Source organism: Streptomyces sp. NPDC039480 (assembly GCF_055597165.1).
Window position 1 is genome coordinate 136,527 of record NZ_JBVITX010000016.1, and the last position, 19,060, is coordinate 155,586.

The following is a 19,060-nucleotide window of genomic DNA, read 5'->3' on the forward strand; positions in this document are numbered from 1 at the left end:
CTTGGTCCCGCCCAGCGCCTGTGGCGCTCGCCTGGTTCCCGTCCGGGGCCTGTGGCGTCCGCCTGGCACCCAGGGTGCCCGGTTTGGTTCCCGTCCCGCGCCTATGGTGCTGCTCGGTCCCCGCCTGGCGTCTGTGGCGCCGATTGGTCTCCGCCTGGCGTTTGTGGCGCTTGCTCAGCTCGCTCCCGGCGCTTGTGGACGCCCGCTTCGTGCTCTTGGTGCCTGTGGCCTCGCCCGGTTCCCGGGCGGGGTCTGGGGCGCTCGCTCGGTTCCCGGCCGGTGCCTGGGGGACTCGCCTGGTTCCCGTCCGGTGCCCATGTGCCCGTCTGGCGCCCGTGCCGCTTGGCCGCCCGGCTGCCCGCCGGCTGTCCGGGTGCCCTACCCGCCCGGTTGGCCCGCCCCTCAGGGGGATGCTGCCTGCCTATGACCCAGCTTGGGCCACGGCTGTTACCCGCGGTTCGGGTGCGGGGCGGAGCGTCGCGGATCCGGCGCGTCCTTTGTCTTCCCTCGGCAAGGGCACGGGCGTACCTTGAGCGCCCAATCTGATGTGCCGTCAGTAACACGAGCAACTCCGCACCGCGGCACGCCACGACCGGCATGAGGGGACAAACGAGGTGTCGCACACGAAAAAATCGGCCGCGCTCGCGCTCGCCACCGTCCTGGCCGGCGGCTCAGCGGTGCTGCTGGCCGCCCCCGCCGCGCAGGCCACCGTCCAGGACGTCAACTACCAGTGCAAGACGCCCATCGGCAACAAGGGCGCCGTCTCGCCGATCGACATCAAGAGCGTCAAGAGCGGCAGCGGCTACAAGCTCACCATGTCCTTCCAGAAGGGCGTCTCCTCCAGCCCCGTGGAGCTCGGCAAGGGCGCGATGAAGCCGAGCGCCGTGATCAAGGTGGGCGGCGCCGACAGCGGCACCGTCCCCGTCTCCGGCGCCCCGAACTCCGAGGCGATCCCCGCCAACACCCCCATCAAGATCAGCGACCTCTCGGGCACGTACACGCCCAAGAAGAGCGGCAAGGTCACCTTCACGGCCGGCGTCCTCACGATCAAGGCGCTCGGTACGACCACGACGTGCACCCCGTCCAACAACCCCAAGCCCTCCCTGGAACTGGACGTCAAGGGATCGGGCGGCGGCTCCGACAGTGGGTCCGACAGCGGGTCCGACACCGGCAGCGCCTCGGGCGGCGCGTCCGACGCGACCGGCGGCTCCGACAGCGCCGCGTCCGGCGGCGCGGAACTCCCGCAGACCGGCCCGGCCGACTCCGCCGTCGCCCTCGGCACCCTCGGCGGCACCGTCCTGCTCGCGGGCGCGGCAGGCGCGCTCTGGCTGACCCGCAGGAACCAGGCCGCGCGCTCGCGGTAGCGCGCGGGGTCCCGGAAACCCCGGAGCCGGACCGCGCGTCACGCGCCACGCGCAAGAGGAACAGGCCAGAGGAACGGGCCAGAGGATCAGGAGCCGCCGATGCCGCCCAAGCCGCCGATGACGTCCTCCGGGCGGGTCGTGCTCTGCGCGACCGCCCTGGTCCTTGCGGCAGCGGCCACGGCCCCCGCGTACGCGGACGGCGGCGGCTCCGCGGACTGGTCCGTCGCGCCCTCCGCGGGGGCCGGTACCCGCCCCGCGAAGGACGGGCGCCCCTCCTTCTACGCGGAGGGCGCCCCCGGCACCGTGCTCCACGACACCCTGTCCGTCACCAACCCCGGCCCGAAGCCCCGCACGATCTCCCTGCGGGGCGCGGACGCCCGCAACACCGGCTCCGGCGCGTTCTCCGTCACCCCGGCCAAGGTCAGGCCGAAGCAGACCGGCGCGTGGATCACCTTCGCCAAGCGGCAGGTGAAGGTCCCGCCGCGCACCCGCGCCGAGGTGCCGTTCACGCTGACGGTGCCCGCGAGCGCGGTGCCCGGCGACCACCCGGGGGCGATCGTCGCGAGCGGCGGCGGCCGCACGGTGGGCGTGCGCGTGCACCTGCGCGTCGGCGGGCCCACCCTCTCCGCGCTCACCGTCGAACGCGTCAAGGTCGACGCCGACGCCGAGCGCATCACGTACGACCTGGTCAACCGCGGCAACACCGTGCTGACCCCGAAGCTGGCGGTGCACGCGGAGGGCGTCCGCGGCACCCTCGTCGACCGCCCCGCGCGCACGCTGCCGGTCGAGCTCCTGCCCGGCCGCCGGATCTCCCTGACCGAGCCGTGGCCGGACCCGCCGGCCCTCGACTCCGTCGACGTCGAGCTCACGGCCACGGCGGCGGGCGGCGCCCGCGACACGGCGACGACCACGGCCCGTTTCGTGCCATGGGGCGCGGTGGCGGGCGGCGGCGCCCTGCTGCTCGCCGTCGCGGCCGCGACGACATATCTCGTACGTATACGCATCCGCATACGCACACGGAGACGGCGTCACGAGGAGCCGCCCGGCCCGGCGGTCGAACAGGGGCAAGAAGCGCGGGAGTTGGCGCGGACGGGGACGGGAGACGAGCTGTGAACCGGAAGAAGAGTCCCGGCCCGGCCTCCGGGGCGGTACCCGCCGTACTCGCCGTACTGGCCCTCCTCACCCTCGTACTGCTCCCGCAGACCGGCGCAGCCGCCGCCACCACCGCCGCCGACAAACCCACCGTGAAGCTCTCCACCTCCGAGGCGGGCAAAGGCGGCTCGGTCACCGTCAAGGGAGAGGGCTGGCGGCCGGACGCCCTGCTGATGATGCTCGTCTGCGGCCAGTCCGCGCCCGGCAAGGGCGTCATCGGCGGCACCAACTCCTGCGCCAACTCCGAGGGCCGGGCCGTCACCACCGACAAGGACGGCGCCTTCGACAAGAGGCTCCCCGTGGCCGAGCCGCCCGAGCCCTGCCCCTGCGTCGTCCACGTCTCCACGGTGACCGGCGAGAAGCAGCAGGTCGACGCGGTACTGAAGGTCGCGGGCCACCCCGTGAAGCCGCTGCCCCGGCAAGCGGGCGGCGGCAAGCTGTCCGTCCTGACCGACACCCGTCTGGAGGGCTCCAGCGGGGTGCTGACCTGGTTCGGCGCCCCGGCGCAGCGGACCCTCGAATTCACCGTCGGCAACGTCGGCTCCGCGCCCGTCAAGGACCCGGTCTTCCAAGTCGGCACCTCCCACGGCGTGTTCGCCCCGGAGTGGGAGGAACAGCAGTGGCGCGGCACCATCGCACCCGGCAAGAAGGCGCAGATCAAGCTGCCGGTGGAGCTGGCGGCGGGGTCGCACGGCGACTACCTGGTCTCGCTGAAGTTCGGCGGGAAGGTGCTGGCCGAGCAGCCGTGGGGCGTGGGGCGCCCCTGGGGCGTCACCCTGTTCTGGATCCTGCTCGGCGTCGTGGTGCCCGCAGCCGTCTTCCGCATCGGCATGGCGATCGTCGACCGGCTCCGCCCGAACCGGCGCCGAGTCTCGCGCGGCGGCCGGCACCGGACCGGGCGCCGCATCGCCGAACTCGCCCGGCGCCTGCCGCAGTTGAGGCTGCCGCAAGGGGCGGTCGACGCGGACCGGAGGGGACGGGCGCCGGGTGGCCCGCGCCCGTCCCACGCGGCGCCCGCACCTCGTACGAAACCGACGGGGGGAGAGGGGACGGCTGGCGGGCCCGGCACACCTGGCCCCGGCGCCCCGCACGGCACCGGTGGGTCGCCGACCGCCTCCCTGCCCTGGTTCACCCCCGACACAGACCCCGGCGCACCCGCAGGCCGGCTCTCCGCACCGTCCGACGACAGTCCGACGAAGGGAACCACGTGATCACGCTACGACGGAGAGCGGGCGCGGCCTCGGTCGCGCTCCTGCTGGGCGGAGCGGGCATCCTGCTCGGCGCGGGCCCGGCGCAGGCCGCCGAAGTCGCCTACAAGACGGAGTGCGTCCCTCCGCCGATCTCCAACCTGCCACCCGTACAGGGCACGACCAAGGTGGAGATCACCGCGCCGGCCACGGCGAAGGTCGGCGACGAGGTCGAGATCGTGTGGAAGACGACGCAGGCCGCGTCCAGCAACCCGGACGTGCTGGACCTCGCCGAGAACACGGTCCAGCCGACCGGCACGGTGAAACTGGCCGGTGGCCAGAGCGGGGACCTCAAGGTGACGGGTGAGCGCAAGAACCCGCCCATCAAGAAGAACAGCCCAATGATCCTGTCCGACATGAAGGGCAAATTGAAGCTGACGGCGGCGGGGGAGGTGACGCTCACCCCGGACGCGTACAACATCAACGTCAACAAGCCGATCTCGACCGACACGAAGTGCACGCCGAAGGAGCAGGTGAAGGCGGGCGCGACGATCAAGGTGACGGAGGCGGGGGGCAGTTCGGGCGGCGGAACCTCTGGTGGTACCTCTAGTGGTGCTTCCGGTGGCGGGGGAGACGGGCAGACCGACTTCCCCGGCAAGGAAGTCCAGACGCCCTACAAGTGCAAGACGCCGATCGGCGACAAGGACGCCACCTCGCCCGTCCAGATCAACGCCAAGAAGGACGGCGGGAGTTACGGGCTCACCGTCGAGTTCAAGAAGTCGGTCATGGACAGTCCGGCCGACATCCCCGCGGATTCGGTGAAGCCGTCGATGGAGGTCACGCTGGGCGGCGCGGACAAGGGCACGGTGCATGTGGAGGGGCCCACCAACAAGGAGCCCATCAAGTCCGGCGACCCGATGACGATCCCCGACCTCACCGGCACGTACAAGCCGGGCGCGGACGGCAAGTCGACGCTGTCGCCGGGTGTCCTGACAGTCAAGGCCCTCGGCACGACGACGACCTGTACGCCGGTCAAGAGTGACGTCTCCCTGGAACTGGACACGGCGGCGCAGCCGGGCGGTGCGTCCGGTTCCGGCGGCGGTACGGCGGGGGGCTCCCCGGCCACGACAGGTGGCTCCCCGGCCACGGGGGGCGGTTCGTCGTCCTCGGGCGGCGGCCTTGCGGAGACGGGCGCGGAGGACGACGGAGCGCTGCGGGCGCTCGGCCTCGTCGCCGGCACAGTAATCCTCCTCGGCGGAGCAGTCTTCACCTTCCTCCCGAGGCACCGGCGCCTGCGCTAGCCCGAACGCGTCTGCCGGGCTCGCGCCTGTTCGCCGCTGCGGGTGGTATGTGGCTGGCCGCGCAGTTCCCCGCGCCCCTAGGTGGTCCGCGGCGGCGCCCCCGTAAGGGGCCCGGGGAAGCAACCCAGGACGCCCGCAGCCACCCACCCCTGAGCCGCCGAAGGCAGACGCGACGGCGGGCTTTTAGGGGCGCGGGGAACTGCGCGATCAGCCACAAACAAACCCGCAGCCGCCCACGTGCCGTCGCAGGCAGATGCGGCTGCGGGTTTTTAGGGGCGCGGGGAACTGCGCGCCCAGCCACAAACAAACCCGCAGCCGCACGCGTGCCGTCGCAGGCAGATGCGGCTGCGGGTTTTTAGGGGCGCGGGGAACTGCGCGATCAGCCACCGACAGGCCCGCAGCCGCCCGCGAGCCGTCGCTGGCAGACGCGGCTGCGCGCTCGCGCAGTCAGGCGTGGGTGCGGAGCCAGCGGAGGACCGAGCGGGACGTGGCCGGGGCGCGGAGGAGCGGGCCCCCGTGTGCGGGGCCTGACACCGTGCGGACCGTCACATCGGAAAGCCCCGCCCCTCGCTGCGCCTCCGCAAGGTCCGCGGAGTGCACCGGCGGGACGAAGTCACCCTCCGAGTGCACCAGCAGCAGCGGCGCGTCATCCGCGCCGGAGGCATGGGAGGCCACGTTCAGGTCGGCCCACCGGGCCGAGCACCCCCGCCCCGCCGCCCACGTCGGCACGCACCCCGCAAGCCGCTCCGCCGCCCTCCGCAGCGCCCGCCGCTCGGCGGACGCCCCCCGCTCCGCCCCGTCCCGCCACGCGCGGTACGGCGACGCCACGGGGGACAGCGCGACCACCCCGCGCACCCGCGCCCGCCCCGCCCCGTACGTCCCCGCCTGGAGGGCCAGGTGCCCGCCCGCGGAGGAGCCGAGGACGAGAGGCAGGGCCCCGCCGTGAAAGCCCTGCACCCAGCGCAGCGCCGCGTGCACGTCGTCGCGCTGCGCGGGCCAGACGGCATCGGACGTGAGCCGGTAGTCCGTGTCGTACACGGTGAAGCCGCGCGCCGCGAACCACCGTGCCCGGCTGCTCCAGTCGGTGTCCTTCGACCAGTAGCCGCCGTGCACGATCATCAGCGCGGGGCCCCGGTCGCCGTACACGGTGATGTTCTGGCGGGCGTGGCCGCCGTAATGGAAGAGCCGGCCCTGCCCAGGCGGCTCGGGGGCCGCCTGGGCGGCGGCACTGGACGAGAGCAACGCCCCGCACACGGTGAGGGTCAGCAACGTACGACGCATGGCCATGCCCCAGATGCTGCACCGCCCCGCGCCCCCGCATCCGGAGAAACGCCAAGGGCCGCCGCACCGGGTGGTGCGGCGGCCCTCAGTTCGAGCGAGTCAACCGTTGCCGTGTGTACGGGTCAGCGCACGTCGCCCATCAGCCCGCTGACCTTCTTGCGCGCCATGTAGACCGAGACGCCCGCGAGCACCGCGGCCGCGGCCTCCAGGGCGACCATGCCCCGGCCGTTGAGGTCGACCCCGGCGATGGCGAGCATGCCGGTCACGCTGTCGCCCGCGGTGACGGCGAGGAAGAAGACACCCATCATCTGGGAGGCGTACTTCGCCGGCGCCATCTTCGTGGTCAGCGACAGACCCACCGGGGACAGGCACAGCTCGGCGACCGTGTGCATCAGGAAGATCAGCACCAGCCACCACATGGTGACCTTCGTGTCGCCGGTGGCCATGCCCATCGGGACGAGGAACACGAAGAACGAGGCGCCGGCCATCACCAGGGCGAAGGAGAACTTCACGATGGTGCTGGGCTCGCGGTTGCTGCGGGCCATCTTGATCCACAGGGCGGCGAAGACCGGGGCGAGCAGCATGATGAAGCCCGGGTTCAGCGACTGGAACAGGGTGTTCGGCATCTCCCAGCCGAAGATGTCCCGGGAGGTGTGCGAGTCACCGAAGAGGGACAGCGTCGACGCGCCCTGGTCGAAGATCATCCAGAAGATCGCGGCGGCCACGAAGAACCAGATGAACGCCGTCATCTTGGTCTGCTCTTCGTTGTTGAGCTCCCTGTCGCGCTTGATCTTGACGAGGACCGCGACGGGTATCAGCAGACCGGCGACGGTGATCGGGAGCAGCGCCCAGTTCAGGGTCAGACGGTAGACGTCGGTGAAGGCCACGACGAGGTAGAACGCCGCGATGACGGCGACGGCACCCAGCGTCTTGACGATGACGCCGCGCTTCTCCTCGGCCGACAGCGGGTTCGGGACCAGGCTGCTCTCCGCGGAGAGGTGACGGGAACCGACCATGAACTGGATCGCGCCGAGCGCCATGCCGATCGCGGCCAGGCCGAAGCCCAGGTGCCAGTTGACCTTCTCGCCGAGGATGCCGATGGCGAAGGGCGCGGCGAAGGCACCGAGGTTGATGCCCATGTAGAAGATGGTGAAGCCGCCGTCGCGGCGGAGGTCCTTCGGGTCGCTGTAGAGCTGGCCGACCATCGTCGAGATGTTGGCCTTCAGCAGACCCGAGCCGACCGCGACCAGCGCCAGGCCGACGAAGAACATCGCCGAGCTCGGCAGCGCCAGGCACACGTGGCCGGCGACTATCACGCAGCTCGCGATGGCGACGGTCTTGCGGGCGCCCCAGATGCGGTCGCCGATCCAGCCGCCGGGCATGGCCATGAGATAGACCATGGCCACGTAGACGGAGTAGATGGCCGTGGCGGCCGCCGCGGTGTACGCAAGGCCGCCGCCCTGGCTGCCGGTCGCCGCGTCGGCGCCGCCGGAAACCAGGTAGAGCACGAGCAGGGCGCGCATGCCGTAGTAGGAGAACCGCTCCCACATTTCGGTCATGAACAGAGTGGCCAGTCCGCGGGGGTGGCCGAAGAAGGTCTTCTCGGAGCCAGGGGTACTGGCGGAGTCCTTCGTCAGGCTGGACGCCATGGGTCGATCCTCGTGGGTTCGGGACGCGCGCGGCAGGAGCGTGAGCGCGCCCGGTGGGGGGCGGTCGGCACCGTCGTCGTACCGCCCGACCCCACGCCCGGGGGAGGTTCTCACCCCCGTACGAGGAGGTGAGGAGCGGCGACTCCGGGATCCACACCCTGGGCGCATCCTCGCGCGCAGGGCCCGACCACAGGTCATTCCTTTCAAGGCCAGCAGAGCCGGCCCGCACATAAAAGAGACCTAAGGCGCGCACAGCGGGCCAAAGGTCCTTGAGTAGTGCATGAGGCGTTGGGTCACCATACGACACGGCAGGGATGCATATGGAAGGACTTGAGACATGGATCACAGGTTTCGCTGCAACCAACAGCGCACAATCAAAGGTGTTTCCTGGAATCGCTTCCCATAGCCGTAGGCGTACCGCTCCACTGTGCGATCACCTCCCGGGGCTTGTCCACAGCGGACTACCATCACCCCATGACCCGTGTACTGCTCGCCGAGGACGACGCGTCCATCTCGGAGCCGCTGGCCCGTGCCCTGCGCAGGGAGGGTTACGAGGTCGAAGTCCGCGAGGACGGCCCGGCCGCTCTCGACGCAGGTCTGCAGGGCGGTGTGGATCTTGTCGTACTCGACCTGGGGCTGCCCGGGATGGACGGGCTCGAGGTGGCCCGCCGGCTGCGGGCCGACGGGCTCACGGTGCCGATCCTCATCCTGACCGCGCGCGCCGACGAGGTGGACACCGTCGTCGGGCTCGACGCGGGCGCCGACGACTACGTGACCAAGCCCTTCCGGCTCGCCGAACTGCTCGCCCGGGTGCGGGCGCTGCTGCGGCGCGGGGCCACGGAGCCGAAGGAGGCGCCCGCCACGCACGGCGTGCGCATCGACGTCGAGTCGCACCGGGCGTGGATGGGCGAGGAGGAGCTCCAGCTCACCGCGAAGGAGTTCGACCTCCTCCGGGTCCTGGTGCGCGACGCGGGCCGGGTCGTCACCCGTGACCAGCTGATGCGCGAGGTCTGGGACACGACGTGGTGGTCCTCCACGAAGACCCTCGACATGCACATCTCCTGGCTGCGCAAGAAGCTCGGGGACGACGCGGCCAATCCTCGGTACATCGCGACGGTGCGGGGTGTAGGTTTCCGCTTCGAAAAAAGCTGACAGCCACCCCTCCGGGGGCGGCGCCCCGCTCTCCCCCCGGTCCCGGAAACCTGCGGCAGCGCCCCTCCAGGGGCGCGGGGAACTGCGCGAGCAACCAAAAACAAACCCGCACCCGCCGTTGAACCGCCGGTGGCAGACGCGGCTGCGGGTTGTTGTGGGCTGGCCGCGCAGTTCCCCGCGCCCCTGGAGGGAGCCTGCGGCAGCGCCCCGTTAGGGGCGCGGGGAACTGCGCGAGCGGCCAAAGGCAAAGCCGCACCCGCCGTTGAACCGCCGGTGGCAGACGCGTCTGCGGCTTGTTGTGGGCTGGCCGCGCAGTTCCCCGCGCCCCTGAGGGAGCCTGCGGTCGGCGCCCCGTTAGGGGCGCGGGGAACTGCGCGAGCGGCCAAAGGCGAGGCCGCACTCGCCGTCCGACCGCCGGAGGCAGACGCGGCTGCGGGTTGTTGGGGGCCGGGCGCGCAGTTCCCCGCGCCCCTGGGGGGGGGAGCCTGCGGCAGCGCCCCCGTCAGGGGCGGGCGCGATCCGCGAGACTGTGTGTATGCGCCGTCGCCTGATCAACAGCACTCTCGCCGTCGTCCTCGTAGTGATCGCGGTCTTCGGGGTGAGCCTCGTCATCGTAGAGACGAGGACCATCAGCAGCAGCGCCCAGGAACGCGTCGACTCCGAGGCCCTCCGCCTCGCCAGCATCGTCGACAGCCGGCTGATCAGCGAGGAGAAGATCACCGGCGCCATCCTGAGGGACCAGGTCGCCACCGACCGCTACGCCCGCATCGAGATCCCGGGCCGCAAGCCCATCGAGATCGGCACCCGCCCCACGGGCGACGTCATCAGCGCCACCCGCCCCGGCGAGCAGCGCGAGAAGGTCACCGTCCAGGAGCCGCGCGCGGCGGTCAACCGCGAGGTCGGCCGCACCCTGCTGATCATCGCCGCCGTGGCGCTCCTCGCCATCGTCGCCGCCGTACTCCTCGCCGTGCGCCAGGCCAACCGCCTCGCATCCCCCCTCACCGACCTCGCCGAGACCGCCGAGCGCCTCGGTTCGGGCGACCCCCGGCCGCGCCACAAGCGGTACGGGGTGCCCGAGCTGGACCGCGTCGCCGACGTCCTGGACTCCTCTGCCGAGCGCATCGGCCGCATGCTGACCGCCGAGCGGCGGCTCGCCGCCGACGCCTCGCACCAGCTGCGCACACCCCTGACCGCGCTCTCCATGCGCCTGGAGGAGATCACCGTCACCGACGAGCTGGACACGGTGAAGGAGGAGGCGACCATCGCGCTGGCCCAGGTCGAGCGGCTGACCGACGTCGTGGAGCGGCTGCTCACCAACTCCCGTGACCCGCGCACCGGTTCGGCCGTCGCCTTCGACCTGGACGAGGTCGTCAAGCAGCAACTGGAGGAGTGGCGCCCGGCCTACCGCAGCGCGGGCCGCGCCATCGTCAGCTCCGGCAAACGGCACCTGGAGGCGGTGGGCACGCCCGGCGCGGTCGCCCAGGTGCTCGCCGCGCTGATCGAGAACTCGCTCATGCACGGCGGCGGCACGGTCGCGCTCCGCACCCGCGTCACCGGCAACCAGGCGGTCATCGAGGTCACGGACGAAGGCCCGGGCGTCCCGGCCGACCTCGGCGCCCGCATCTTCGAGCGGACCATCAGCGGCCGCAACTCGACGGGAATCGGCCTCGCGGTGGCGCGGGATCTGGCCGAGGCGGACGGTGGCCGCCTCGAAATGCTGCAGACACAGCCGCCGGTCTTCGGGCTCTTCCTGTCCCGTACGCCGTCGTCGAAGGGCACGGACGGCGAGCCGGAGGACAAGGAGAAGGAGAAGGACAGGGACAAGACGGTTCGTTAGCGGGCCACGGGCTTTTCGTCCGTGGTCTCCGTCTTCTCCAGGAACGATTCGGCATGGGCGACGGGCGCGTGCACGGGCAGCGCCTTGAACACCCAGGTCCGGTACGACCAGAAGCGGAACAGCGTCGCGATGCCCATGCCCAGGAACTTGAAGAAGTTGGCCTGCAGCCTGCCGTCCCAGCCGAACCAGTACGTCGCGGCGTAGAGCACGCCGTTCTCGATCACCAGGCCGACCGCGCTGAACAGCAGGAACAGCGAGAGCTCCTTGGTGCGGCGGGTCTTGTCACGGTCCCTGTACGTGAAGTAGCGGAACCCCACGTAATTGAAGACGATGGCGACGATCGTGGCGACGACGCTCGCGCGCACCACATGGAGGTCGGTGACGTGCCGCACGAGGTTGAAGACGCCGAAGTTCACCAGCGTGCCGACCGCCCCCACGGCCCCGAACTTGGCGACCTCACGCCAGACCTGGTCCAGCCGCACGCGCAGTGCGCCCCGTTCCGTCATGGTGTCGCCCCAGCCCCCGTCGATTCCGTACCGGTCGTTCGTACCGGTCGTGTACGTGCCGACGGATTGGTGATTCGGTCGTGTCGACCCAGCCATGCTAACCAGCGGGCCACCCGGGCGCGCGCGGGCGCCCGGACACTGTGCCCGCGCTGTGACGACCGGCACCGCGAGGCGCCGGATCCGGCCGTTGCGGGGTGGCCGATACCGGCCGATACCCTGGGGGTGTGACGTTCCCGGTAGTCGGCATGGTCGGCGGCGGTCAGCTCGCCCGCATGACCCACGAGGCGGGTATCCCCCTCGGCCTGAAATTCAAGCTCCTCAGTGACACCCCGCAGGATTCCGCGGCGCAGGTCGTCGGCGAAGTCGTGATCGGCGACTATCGCGACCTCGACACGCTGCGTGACTTCGCGCGGGGCTGCGATGTGATCACCTTCGATCACGAACACGTACCCACCGAGCATCTCCGGGCCCTGGAGGCGGACGGCATTCCCGTGCGCCCGGGGCCCGACGCGTTGGTGCACGCCCAGGACAAGGGCGTGATGCGCGCGAAGCTCACGGAGATCGGCGTGCCGTGCCCGCGCCACCGGATCGTGAGGGACCCGGCCGACGTGGCCGCCTTCGCGGCCGAGGGCGACGGCTTCCCGGTCATCCTGAAGACGGTGCGGGGCGGCTATGACGGAAAGGGGGTGTGGTTCGTACGTTCCGTCGAGGACGCCGAAGACCCCTTCCGGGCCGGTGTCCCCGTGCTCGCGGAGGAGAAGGTCGACTTCGTGCGCGAACTGGCGGCGAACGTCGTCCGCTCGCCGCACGGCCAGGCCGTCGCCTACCCCGTCGTCGAGTCCCAGCAGGTCGACGGCGTCTGCGACACGGTCATCGCCCCGGCCCCCGGCCTGAGCGAGGCCCTGGCGGGCGAGGCCCAGGAGCTCGCGCTGCGTATCGCCAAGGAGCTCGGCGTCGTCGGCCACCTCGCGGTCGAGCTCTTCGAGACGCCCGACGGCCGCATCCTCGTCAACGAACTGGCGATGCGCCCGCACAACTCCGGCCACTGGACGCAGGACGGCGCGATCACCTCGCAGTTCGCCAACCACGTCCGCGCGGTCCTCGACCTGCCGCTCGGCGACCCGCGCCCGCGCGCCAAGTGGACCGTGATGGCCAACGTCCTCGGCGGGGACTTCCCCGACATGTACGCCGCGTACCTGCACTGCATGGCCCGCGACCCGCAGCTCAAGATCCACATGTACGGCAAGGACGTGAAGCCCGGCCGCAAGGTCGGTCACGTGAACACCTACGGCGACGATCTGGACGAGGTCCTCGACCGCGCCCGCCACGCAGCCGGCTACCTCAGAGGAACGATCACCGAATGACCGCACCTGTTGTAGGCATCGTCATGGGCTCGGACTCCGACTGGCCCGTCATGGAGGGCGCCGCCAAGGCCCTCGACGAGTTCGAGATCCCCTTCGAGGTCGACGTCGTCTCCGCGCACCGCATGCCGCACGAGATGATCGCGTACGGCGAGCAGGCCGCGGAGCGCGGTCTCAAGGCGGTCATCGCGGGCGCGGGCGGCGCCGCGCACCTGCCCGGCATGCTGGCCTCGGTGACCCCGCTGCCGGTCATCGGCGTCCCCGTCCCCCTGAAGTACCTGGACGGCATGGACAGCCTCCTGTCCATCGTGCAGATGCCCGCGGGCGTCCCCGTGGCGACGGTCTCGGTCGGCGGCGCGCGCAACGCGGGGCTGCTCGCGGCCCGCATCCTGGCGGCGCACGACCCCGAACTGCTCGCCCGGATGCGGGAGTTCCAGCAGGAGCTGAACGACCAGGCGACGGAGAAGGGCAAGCGGCTGCGCACCAAGGTCGAGGGAGCGGGTTCCGGATTCGGCTTCGGCCCGGGGAAGTGACCGGCACAGTGACGGGTATGACGCATCCGGAGAAGCTGGAAGAAGCACGGGCCCTGCTCGCCGAGTTCCCCGTCGCCGACGGTCACAACGACCTGCCGTGGGCGCTGCGCGAGAAGGCCGGTTACGACATCGGCCGTCTCGACATCGCCGCCGACCAGACGGGCAGGCTCCACACGGACATCGCCAGGCTGCGCGCGGGCGGCGTCGGCGCGCAGTTCTGGTCGGTCTACGTCCGTACGGACCTGGCGGGCGACGCCGCGGTCAGCGCCACGCTCGAACAGGTCGACTGCGTCGGCCAGTTGCTCACCCGCTACCCCTCGGACCTGGCCCGCGCCCTGACCGCCGCGGACATGGAGCGGGCCCGCGGCGAGGGCCGCATCGCCTCCCTGATGGGGGCCGAGGGCGGCCACTCCATCAACAACTCCCTGGCCACGCTGCGGGCGTTGCACACGCTCGGCGTCCGCTACATGACCCTCACGCACAACGACAACATCGCGTGGGCGGACTCGGCGACGGACGATCCCGGCGTCGGCGGCCTCTCGCCGTTCGGGCACGAGGTCGTGCGCGAGATGAACCGCATGGGCATGCTCGTGGACCTCTCGCACGTGGCGGCGACGACGATGCGGGCGGCCCTGGACACGTCGGTCGCGCCGGTCATCTTCTCCCACTCGTCCGCACGGGCGGTCTGCGACCACCCGCGCAACATCCCGGACGACGTCCTGGAGCGGCTGTCCGGCAACGGCGGCGTGGCGATGGCGACCTTCGTCCCGAAGTTCGTCCTCCAGGCGGCGGTCGACTGGACGGCGGCCGCCGACGAGAACATGCGCGCGCACGGCTTCCACCACCTGGACACGACACCGGAGGCCATGAAGGTCCATGCGGCCTTCGAGGAGCGCAATCCCCGTCCCGTCGCGACGGCCGCCACGGTCGCCGACCACCTCGACCACATGCGCGAGGTGGCGGGCATCGACCACATCGGCATCGGCGGCGACTACGACGGCACGGCGTTCACCCCGGCCGGCCTGGACGACGTGTCGGGCTACCCGAACCTGCTCGCGGAACTCCTCACCCGCGGCTGGTCAAGCCCCGACCTCGCGAAGCTGACGTGGCAGAACACGGTACGGGTGCTCGACGCCGCGGAATCCGTGGCCCGAGACGTGCAGTCCCGGCGCGGCCCGTCCATCGCCACACTGGAGCAACTCGACGGGTAGCTGTTTCCGCTGTGGGCAGGCGTTCCGCACGGCGGAACGGGTGGGCACAGCCCGAAGGCGCCGGGTGCTGGAAAGCAGGGTCCAGCCCCGGCGCCGGGGGAGCGTTACGGCAGGTTCCGCGCCATCACAATGCGCTGAACCTGATTCGTCCCCTCGTAGATCTGCGTGATCTTCGCATCACGCATCATGCGCTCGACGGGGTAGTCCCGGGTGTACCCGTACCCCCCAAGGAGCTGCACCGCATCCGTGGTGACCTCCATCGCCACGTCCGAGGCGAAGCACTTCGCGGCCGCGCCCTGGAAGGTGAGGTCGCTGTCGCCGCGCTCCGACTTGGCGGCCGCCGCGTACGTCAGCTGACGCGCGGCCTCCACCTTCATCGCCATGTCGGCGAGCATGAACTGGACGCCCTGGAAGTCGCCGATCGGCTTGCCGAACTGCTTGCGCTCCTTGACGTACCCCTTGGCGTAGTCGAGGGCGCCCTGCGCGATGCCGAGGGCCTGCGCCGCAATGGTGATGCGGGTGTGGTCCAGGGTCTTCATGGCGGTCGCGAAGCCCGTGCCCTCCTCGCCGATCATGCGGTCGGCGGGGATGCGGACGTTGTCGAGGTAGACCTCGCGGGTGGGGGAGCCCTTGATGCCGAGCTTCTTCTCCGGGGCGCCGAAGGAGACGCCCTCGTCGCCCTTCTCGACGACGAACGCGCTGATGCCCTTGGAGCGCTTCTCCGGGTCGGTGACGGCCATCACCGTGTAGTACTCGGAGACGCCGGCGTTGGTGATCCAGCGCTTGACGCCGTTGAGCACCCAGTAGTCGCCGTCGCGCACGGCCTTGGTCTTCATGCCGGCCGCGTCCGAACCGGCGTCCGGCTCGGAGAGGCAGTACGAGAACATGCCCTCGCCACCGGCGAGCGGCGACATGTACTTCTTCTTCAGCTGCTCGGAGCCGGAGAGGATGACGGGCAGCGAGCCGAGCTTGTTGACGGCCGGGATGAGGGAGGAGCTCGCGCAGACGCGCGCCACCTCCTCGATCACGATGACCGTCGCCAGCGCGTCGGCGCCCGCGCCGCCGTAGCTCTCCGGTACGTGGACCGCGTGCAGGTCGTTGGCGACGAGCGCGTCGTGGGCCTCCTGCGGGAAGCGGGCCTCCTCGTCCACCGCGGCGGCGAACGGGGCGATCTTCGCCTCGGCCAGCGAGCGGATCGCGTCCCGGAGCATGTCGTGCTCCTCGGACGGGCGGTACAGGTCGAAATCAGCCGATCCGGCCAAGGTCTCTCACGCTCCAAGGATGCTAATTACCGTTAAGTAACCCAAATTTTAGTGGCGTCCCCGGCGCGAGGGATACGTGAGCTTGGCGACAGCGGGAATCGTGCCCGGTGAGAGGGCGGGACACGCGCGAACTATGCTCGTCAGCGCACTGAAGCCGCAGACCCCTGGAGCAGCGCATGGCCCTCAAGATCACCGTGATCGGCACCGGCTATCTCGGCGCCACGCACGCCGCGGCCATGGCCGAGCTGGGCTATGAGGTGCTGGGGCTCGACGTCGTGCCCGAGAAGGTCGAGATGCTGCAGCGGGGCGAGGTCCCCATGTACGAGCCCGGCCTCGAAGAGCTCCTCCGCAAGCACGTCGCGGGCATCGAGGGCTCCAGCGGCCGGCTGCGCTTCACGATGGACCCGGCGGAGGCCGCGGACTTCGGTGACATCCACTTCATCTGCGTGAACACCCCGCAGAAGCACGGCGAGTACGCCTGCGACATGTCCTATGTGGACACCGCCTTCGAGTCGCTCGCCAAGCACCTCACCAGGGCGGCGCTCGTCGTCGGCAAGTCCACCGTCCCGGTCGGCAGCGCGGACCGGCTCGCGGCGCGCCTCGCGGAGCTGGCCCCGGCGGGCGACGAGGTCGAGCTGGCCTGGAACCCGGAGTTCCTGCGGGAGGGCTTCGCCGTGCAGGACACGCTGCACCCCGACCGGATCGTGGTCGGCGTGCGCAGCGAGCGCGCCGAGAAGCTGCTGCGCGAGGTGTACGCGACGCCGATCGCGGAGGGCTCGCCCTTCGTCGTCACGGACTTCCCGACGGCCGAGCTCGTGAAGACCTCGGCGAACTCCTTCCTCGCCACGAAGATCTCCTTCATCAACGCCATGGCCGAGGTGTGCGAGGCGGCGGGCGGCGACGTCGTGAAGCTGGCGGAGGCCCTCGGCCACGACGACCGGATCGGCAAGAAGTTCCTGCGGGCCGGGATCGGCTTCGGCGGCGGCTGTCTGCCGAAGGACATCCGGGCCTTCATGGCGCGCGCGGGCGAGCTCGGCGCCGACCAGGCCCTGACCTTCCTGCGCGAGATCGACTCCATCAACATGCGGCGGCGCGGCCAGATGGTCGAGATGGCGCGCGAGGCGCTGGGCGGCGGCTCCTTCCTCGGCAAGCGGGTCGCGGTCCTCGGCGCCACCTTCAAGCCTGACTCGGACGACGTGCGCGACTCCCCGGCCCTGAACGTGGCGGGACAGATCCACCTCCAGGGCGGCCAGGTCACCGTCTACGACCCCAAGGGCATGGTGAACGCCCGCAGGCTCTTCCCGACCCTCGGGTACGCGGACACGGCACTGGGCGCCGTCCGGGGCGCCGACGTCGTCCTGCACCTGACGGAGTGGCGCGAGTTCCGCGAGCTGGACCCGGCGGAGCTCGCCTCCGTGGCGACCGCCCCCATCGTCCTGGACGGCCGCAACGCGCTGGACCCCGTGGCGTGGCGCGCCGCAGGCTGGACGTACCGCGCGATGGGACGTCCCGCGGCGTAGGGGTGATGATGGGGTGAGTGGGCACTCGTCCAGTCCCGGTGCCGATGTGCACCCGGGGAAGCACGAGAGACACGAGGAGACGAGATGGACACGACGGAACCCATCGCCCGACTGCGCAACGTCGTCTTTGACTGCCCCGATCCCCGCGCCCTCGCCGAGTTCTACGCCGAGCTCATCGGCGGCACCATCGAGCAGGACGGCGACTGGGTCGACCTCGTGACGCCCGGTCGCGTCAAGGTGTCGTTCCAGAAGGTCGAGGACCTGCACCCGCCGGAGTGGCCGCGCGCCGACGTGAACGCGCAGCAGGTCCACCTGGACCTGGACGCGGGCCGCACCGTCGAGGAGCTCGACGCCGCCCAGGAGAGGGTGCTCGCGCTCGGCGCGCGCCCCCTCGACCTGGACGACGACGGCGGCAAGCGCGACTTCCGCGTCTACGCGGACCCGGTCGGCCACCCGTTCTGCCTCTGCAAGATCCCCTGACCCTCGTCCGGACCCTGGGCCGGCGGGTCAGCCGTCCAGGCTGTCCTTCGTCGCCGTCGACGCGGGCCTCCGCTGCCTGGCGGCCCGCGCCGTGAAGTCCGCGCCGCGCAGGGCGCGTTGCACGTTGCCCCAGGTGAGCAGTGCCAACTCGGTCTCGTCCCAGCCGCGTTCGATGAGCTCGGCGATCAGTCGCGGATAGCCCGAAGGGTCGGGGAGCCCTTGCGGGTGCGCCTCGTAGGTGTCGTATGTCCCGGAGATGCCGACGCACTCAGGCCCCGCGACCCGGCGTACGTGATCGAGGTGGTCCGCCACGTCCCGCACCGAGGGGCCGGTCCGCTCGGCGGTCAGCGGCACGAGGCACAGGCCCTTGGCGGCGCCCACCGCGGCCAGCATCTCGTCCGTGAGGTTGGCCGGGTGGTCGTTCAGGGCGCGGGCCCCCGAGCGCATGAAGACCACCGGGGCCTTCGAGACGGCGAGCACCCGCCGCGCCGTCACCTCGGCCGCGCCGGACAGGTCCGCGAGGACGCCGAGCCGGTTCATCTCCCGGACGACCTCCTCGCCGAACGGGGTGAGGCCGCCCGTGCCCGCCCACGCCGTGCCGGAGAGGGTCACCACGCTCAGGCCGAGGCTGTGCAGCATGCGCAGGGTGCCGAGGGAGTCGCCGAGCGCGGTGCCGCAGGCCGGGCCGATGAGGGTGGCGATGCGGCCGCAGTTGCGCGCGTCGGCGGCCTCCGAGGCGTTGTGGGCCATCCGCAGGGCCTCGGGGTGGGCGGCGACGACCTGCTTCACGAGGTCGATCTGGTCGAGCGTGGCGCCGATGGTGCGGTCCGCGCTGTCGGCGGCCTGCCCCTCGGGCACGTGCACGGACCAGAACTGCGCGCCGACGCGGCCCCCGCGCAGCCGCGGGACATCGCTCTCCAGGACGCTGTCGCCGGTCTCGAAGTCGTACCAGGCGAGCTGGCGCAGAGCCCAGGGCAGGCCGCTGTAGCCGTCGGCGACCGGATGCGCGGCGAGCAGCGCGCGGGCCCGCTCGGCCGGGTCGGTGGACCGGGCCGGCTCGGGCTCCTGCTGCGGTTCGGGGTCGGCACCGAGGCCGGGGTCGAGCACAGGGCCGGGCACAGCACCGGGCTCGGGATCGGGCGGGGCGAGGGGCGGGTCGAGCGCCCCCGCCTCGGCGGTGGTGTTCAGTTCCTCCTGCAGGTCTGCCATGGCGGGTGCTCCGGACGTCGGCGGGTGGCAGTTCGAATAAACCGTGGCACGGAGC

16 protein-coding genes are annotated in these 19,060 nt (G+C 71.3%); 11 read left to right on the top strand and 5 right to left on the bottom strand.

Going from position 1 to position 19,060, the window contains the following annotated elements; all coding sequences use genetic code 11:
* Positions 1–614: 614 nt before the first annotated feature.
* From ACZ56E_RS36900 to ACZ56E_RS36915, 4 genes are all read left to right on the top strand, one after another.
* Positions 615–1,364: an LPXTG cell wall anchor domain-containing protein gene (locus tag ACZ56E_RS36900; protein WP_471221176.1), complete on the top strand. Its 750-nt coding sequence runs from the start codon at positions 615–617 to the stop codon at positions 1,362–1,364.
* Positions 1,365–1,463: 99 nt separating this feature from the next.
* Positions 1,464–2,477, top strand: a complete 1,014-nt coding sequence (locus tag ACZ56E_RS36905) for a hypothetical protein (RefSeq protein WP_471221177.1) — start codon at positions 1,464–1,466, stop codon at positions 2,475–2,477.
* The gene (locus ACZ56E_RS36910) at positions 2,474–3,727 is read left to right on the top strand and encodes a hypothetical protein (RefSeq protein ID WP_471221179.1); all 1,254 of its coding nucleotides are present in this window, start codon (positions 2,474–2,476) and stop codon (positions 3,725–3,727) included. The genes ACZ56E_RS36905 and ACZ56E_RS36910 overlap by 4 nt, the downstream gene beginning before the upstream one ends.
* Complete coding sequence (locus ACZ56E_RS36915) at positions 3,724–5,004, top strand: hypothetical protein (RefSeq protein ID WP_471221181.1); 1,281 nt, start codon at positions 3,724–3,726, stop codon at positions 5,002–5,004. Before ACZ56E_RS36910 ends, ACZ56E_RS36915 begins: the two co-directional genes overlap by 4 nt.
* 447 nt (positions 5,005–5,451) lie before the next feature.
* Here the strand turns inward: ACZ56E_RS36915 and ACZ56E_RS36920 are convergent, their stop codons facing one another.
* Both ACZ56E_RS36920 and ACZ56E_RS36925 read right to left on the bottom strand, forming a co-directional pair.
* Positions 5,452–6,291 carry an alpha/beta hydrolase gene (locus ACZ56E_RS36920; protein WP_471221183.1) on the bottom strand — a complete coding sequence of 280 codons (840 nt, stop codon included), beginning with the start codon at positions 6,289–6,291 and terminating at the stop codon, positions 5,452–5,454.
* Positions 6,292–6,407: 116 nt separating this feature from the next.
* Entirely contained in the window at positions 6,408–7,934 is a 1,527-nt protein-coding gene (locus ACZ56E_RS36925) for a peptide MFS transporter (protein WP_471221184.1), read from the bottom strand.
* Between the two features lie 474 nt (positions 7,935–8,408).
* Between ACZ56E_RS36925 and ACZ56E_RS36930 the strand changes: the two genes are divergently transcribed.
* Positions 8,409–9,086 (top strand): response regulator transcription factor, encoded by a 678-nt coding sequence (locus ACZ56E_RS36930; RefSeq protein ID WP_468613244.1) that lies wholly within the window; start codon positions 8,409–8,411, stop codon positions 9,084–9,086.
* 535 nt (positions 9,087–9,621) lie between these two features.
* Positions 9,622–10,923, top strand: a complete 1,302-nt coding sequence (locus tag ACZ56E_RS36935; protein ID WP_468613245.1) for an ATP-binding protein — start codon at positions 9,622–9,624, stop codon at positions 10,921–10,923.
* Here ACZ56E_RS36935 and ACZ56E_RS36940 read toward each other — a convergent pair.
* Positions 10,920–11,429, bottom strand: a complete 510-nt coding sequence (locus ACZ56E_RS36940) for a GtrA family protein (RefSeq protein WP_471221247.1) — start codon at positions 11,427–11,429, stop codon at positions 10,920–10,922. The two genes, ACZ56E_RS36935 and ACZ56E_RS36940, sit on opposite strands and share 4 nt — an antisense overlap.
* Positions 11,430–11,674: 245 nt before the next feature.
* Between ACZ56E_RS36940 and ACZ56E_RS36945 the strand changes: the two genes are divergently transcribed.
* From ACZ56E_RS36945 to ACZ56E_RS36955, 3 genes are read left to right on the top strand one after another with little or no spacing between them, the layout of a single operon-like run.
* Complete coding sequence (locus ACZ56E_RS36945; RefSeq protein ID WP_468613302.1) at positions 11,675–12,793, top strand: 5-(carboxyamino)imidazole ribonucleotide synthase; 1,119 nt, start codon at positions 11,675–11,677, stop codon at positions 12,791–12,793.
* Positions 12,790–13,323: a 5-(carboxyamino)imidazole ribonucleotide mutase gene (purE, locus tag ACZ56E_RS36950; protein WP_471221187.1), complete on the top strand. Its 534-nt coding sequence runs from the start codon at positions 12,790–12,792 to the stop codon at positions 13,321–13,323. Before ACZ56E_RS36945 ends, purE begins: the two co-directional genes overlap by 4 nt.
* A 17-nt stretch (positions 13,324–13,340) precedes the next feature.
* Positions 13,341–14,534: a dipeptidase gene (locus tag ACZ56E_RS36955; protein ID WP_471221189.1), complete on the top strand. Its 1,194-nt coding sequence runs from the start codon at positions 13,341–13,343 to the stop codon at positions 14,532–14,534.
* Positions 14,535–14,638: 104 nt separating this feature from the next.
* Here ACZ56E_RS36955 and ACZ56E_RS36960 read toward each other — a convergent pair whose 3' ends face one another.
* The gene (locus ACZ56E_RS36960) at positions 14,639–15,796 is read right to left on the bottom strand and encodes an acyl-CoA dehydrogenase (RefSeq protein ID WP_468613250.1); all 1,158 of its coding nucleotides are present in this window, start codon (positions 15,794–15,796) and stop codon (positions 14,639–14,641) included.
* 176 nt (positions 15,797–15,972) lie between these two features.
* Between ACZ56E_RS36960 and ACZ56E_RS36965 the strand changes: the two genes are divergently transcribed.
* Complete coding sequence (locus tag ACZ56E_RS36965) at positions 15,973–17,316, top strand: UDP-glucose dehydrogenase family protein (protein WP_471221191.1); 1,344 nt, start codon at positions 15,973–15,975, stop codon at positions 17,314–17,316.
* Positions 17,317–17,400: 84 nt separating this feature from the next.
* Positions 17,401–17,796 carry a VOC family protein gene (locus ACZ56E_RS36970; protein ID WP_398303665.1) on the top strand — a complete coding sequence of 132 codons (396 nt, stop codon included), beginning with the start codon at positions 17,401–17,403 and terminating at the stop codon, positions 17,794–17,796.
* A gap of 27 nt (positions 17,797–17,823) precedes the next feature.
* On the opposite strand, the gene ACZ56E_RS36975 is transcribed toward ACZ56E_RS36970, so the two are convergent.
* Positions 17,824–19,005, bottom strand: coding sequence for a dipeptidase (locus ACZ56E_RS36975; protein ID WP_471221193.1), 1,182 nt, complete (start codon positions 19,003–19,005; stop codon positions 17,824–17,826).
* Between the last annotated feature and the right edge of the window lie 55 nt (positions 19,006–19,060).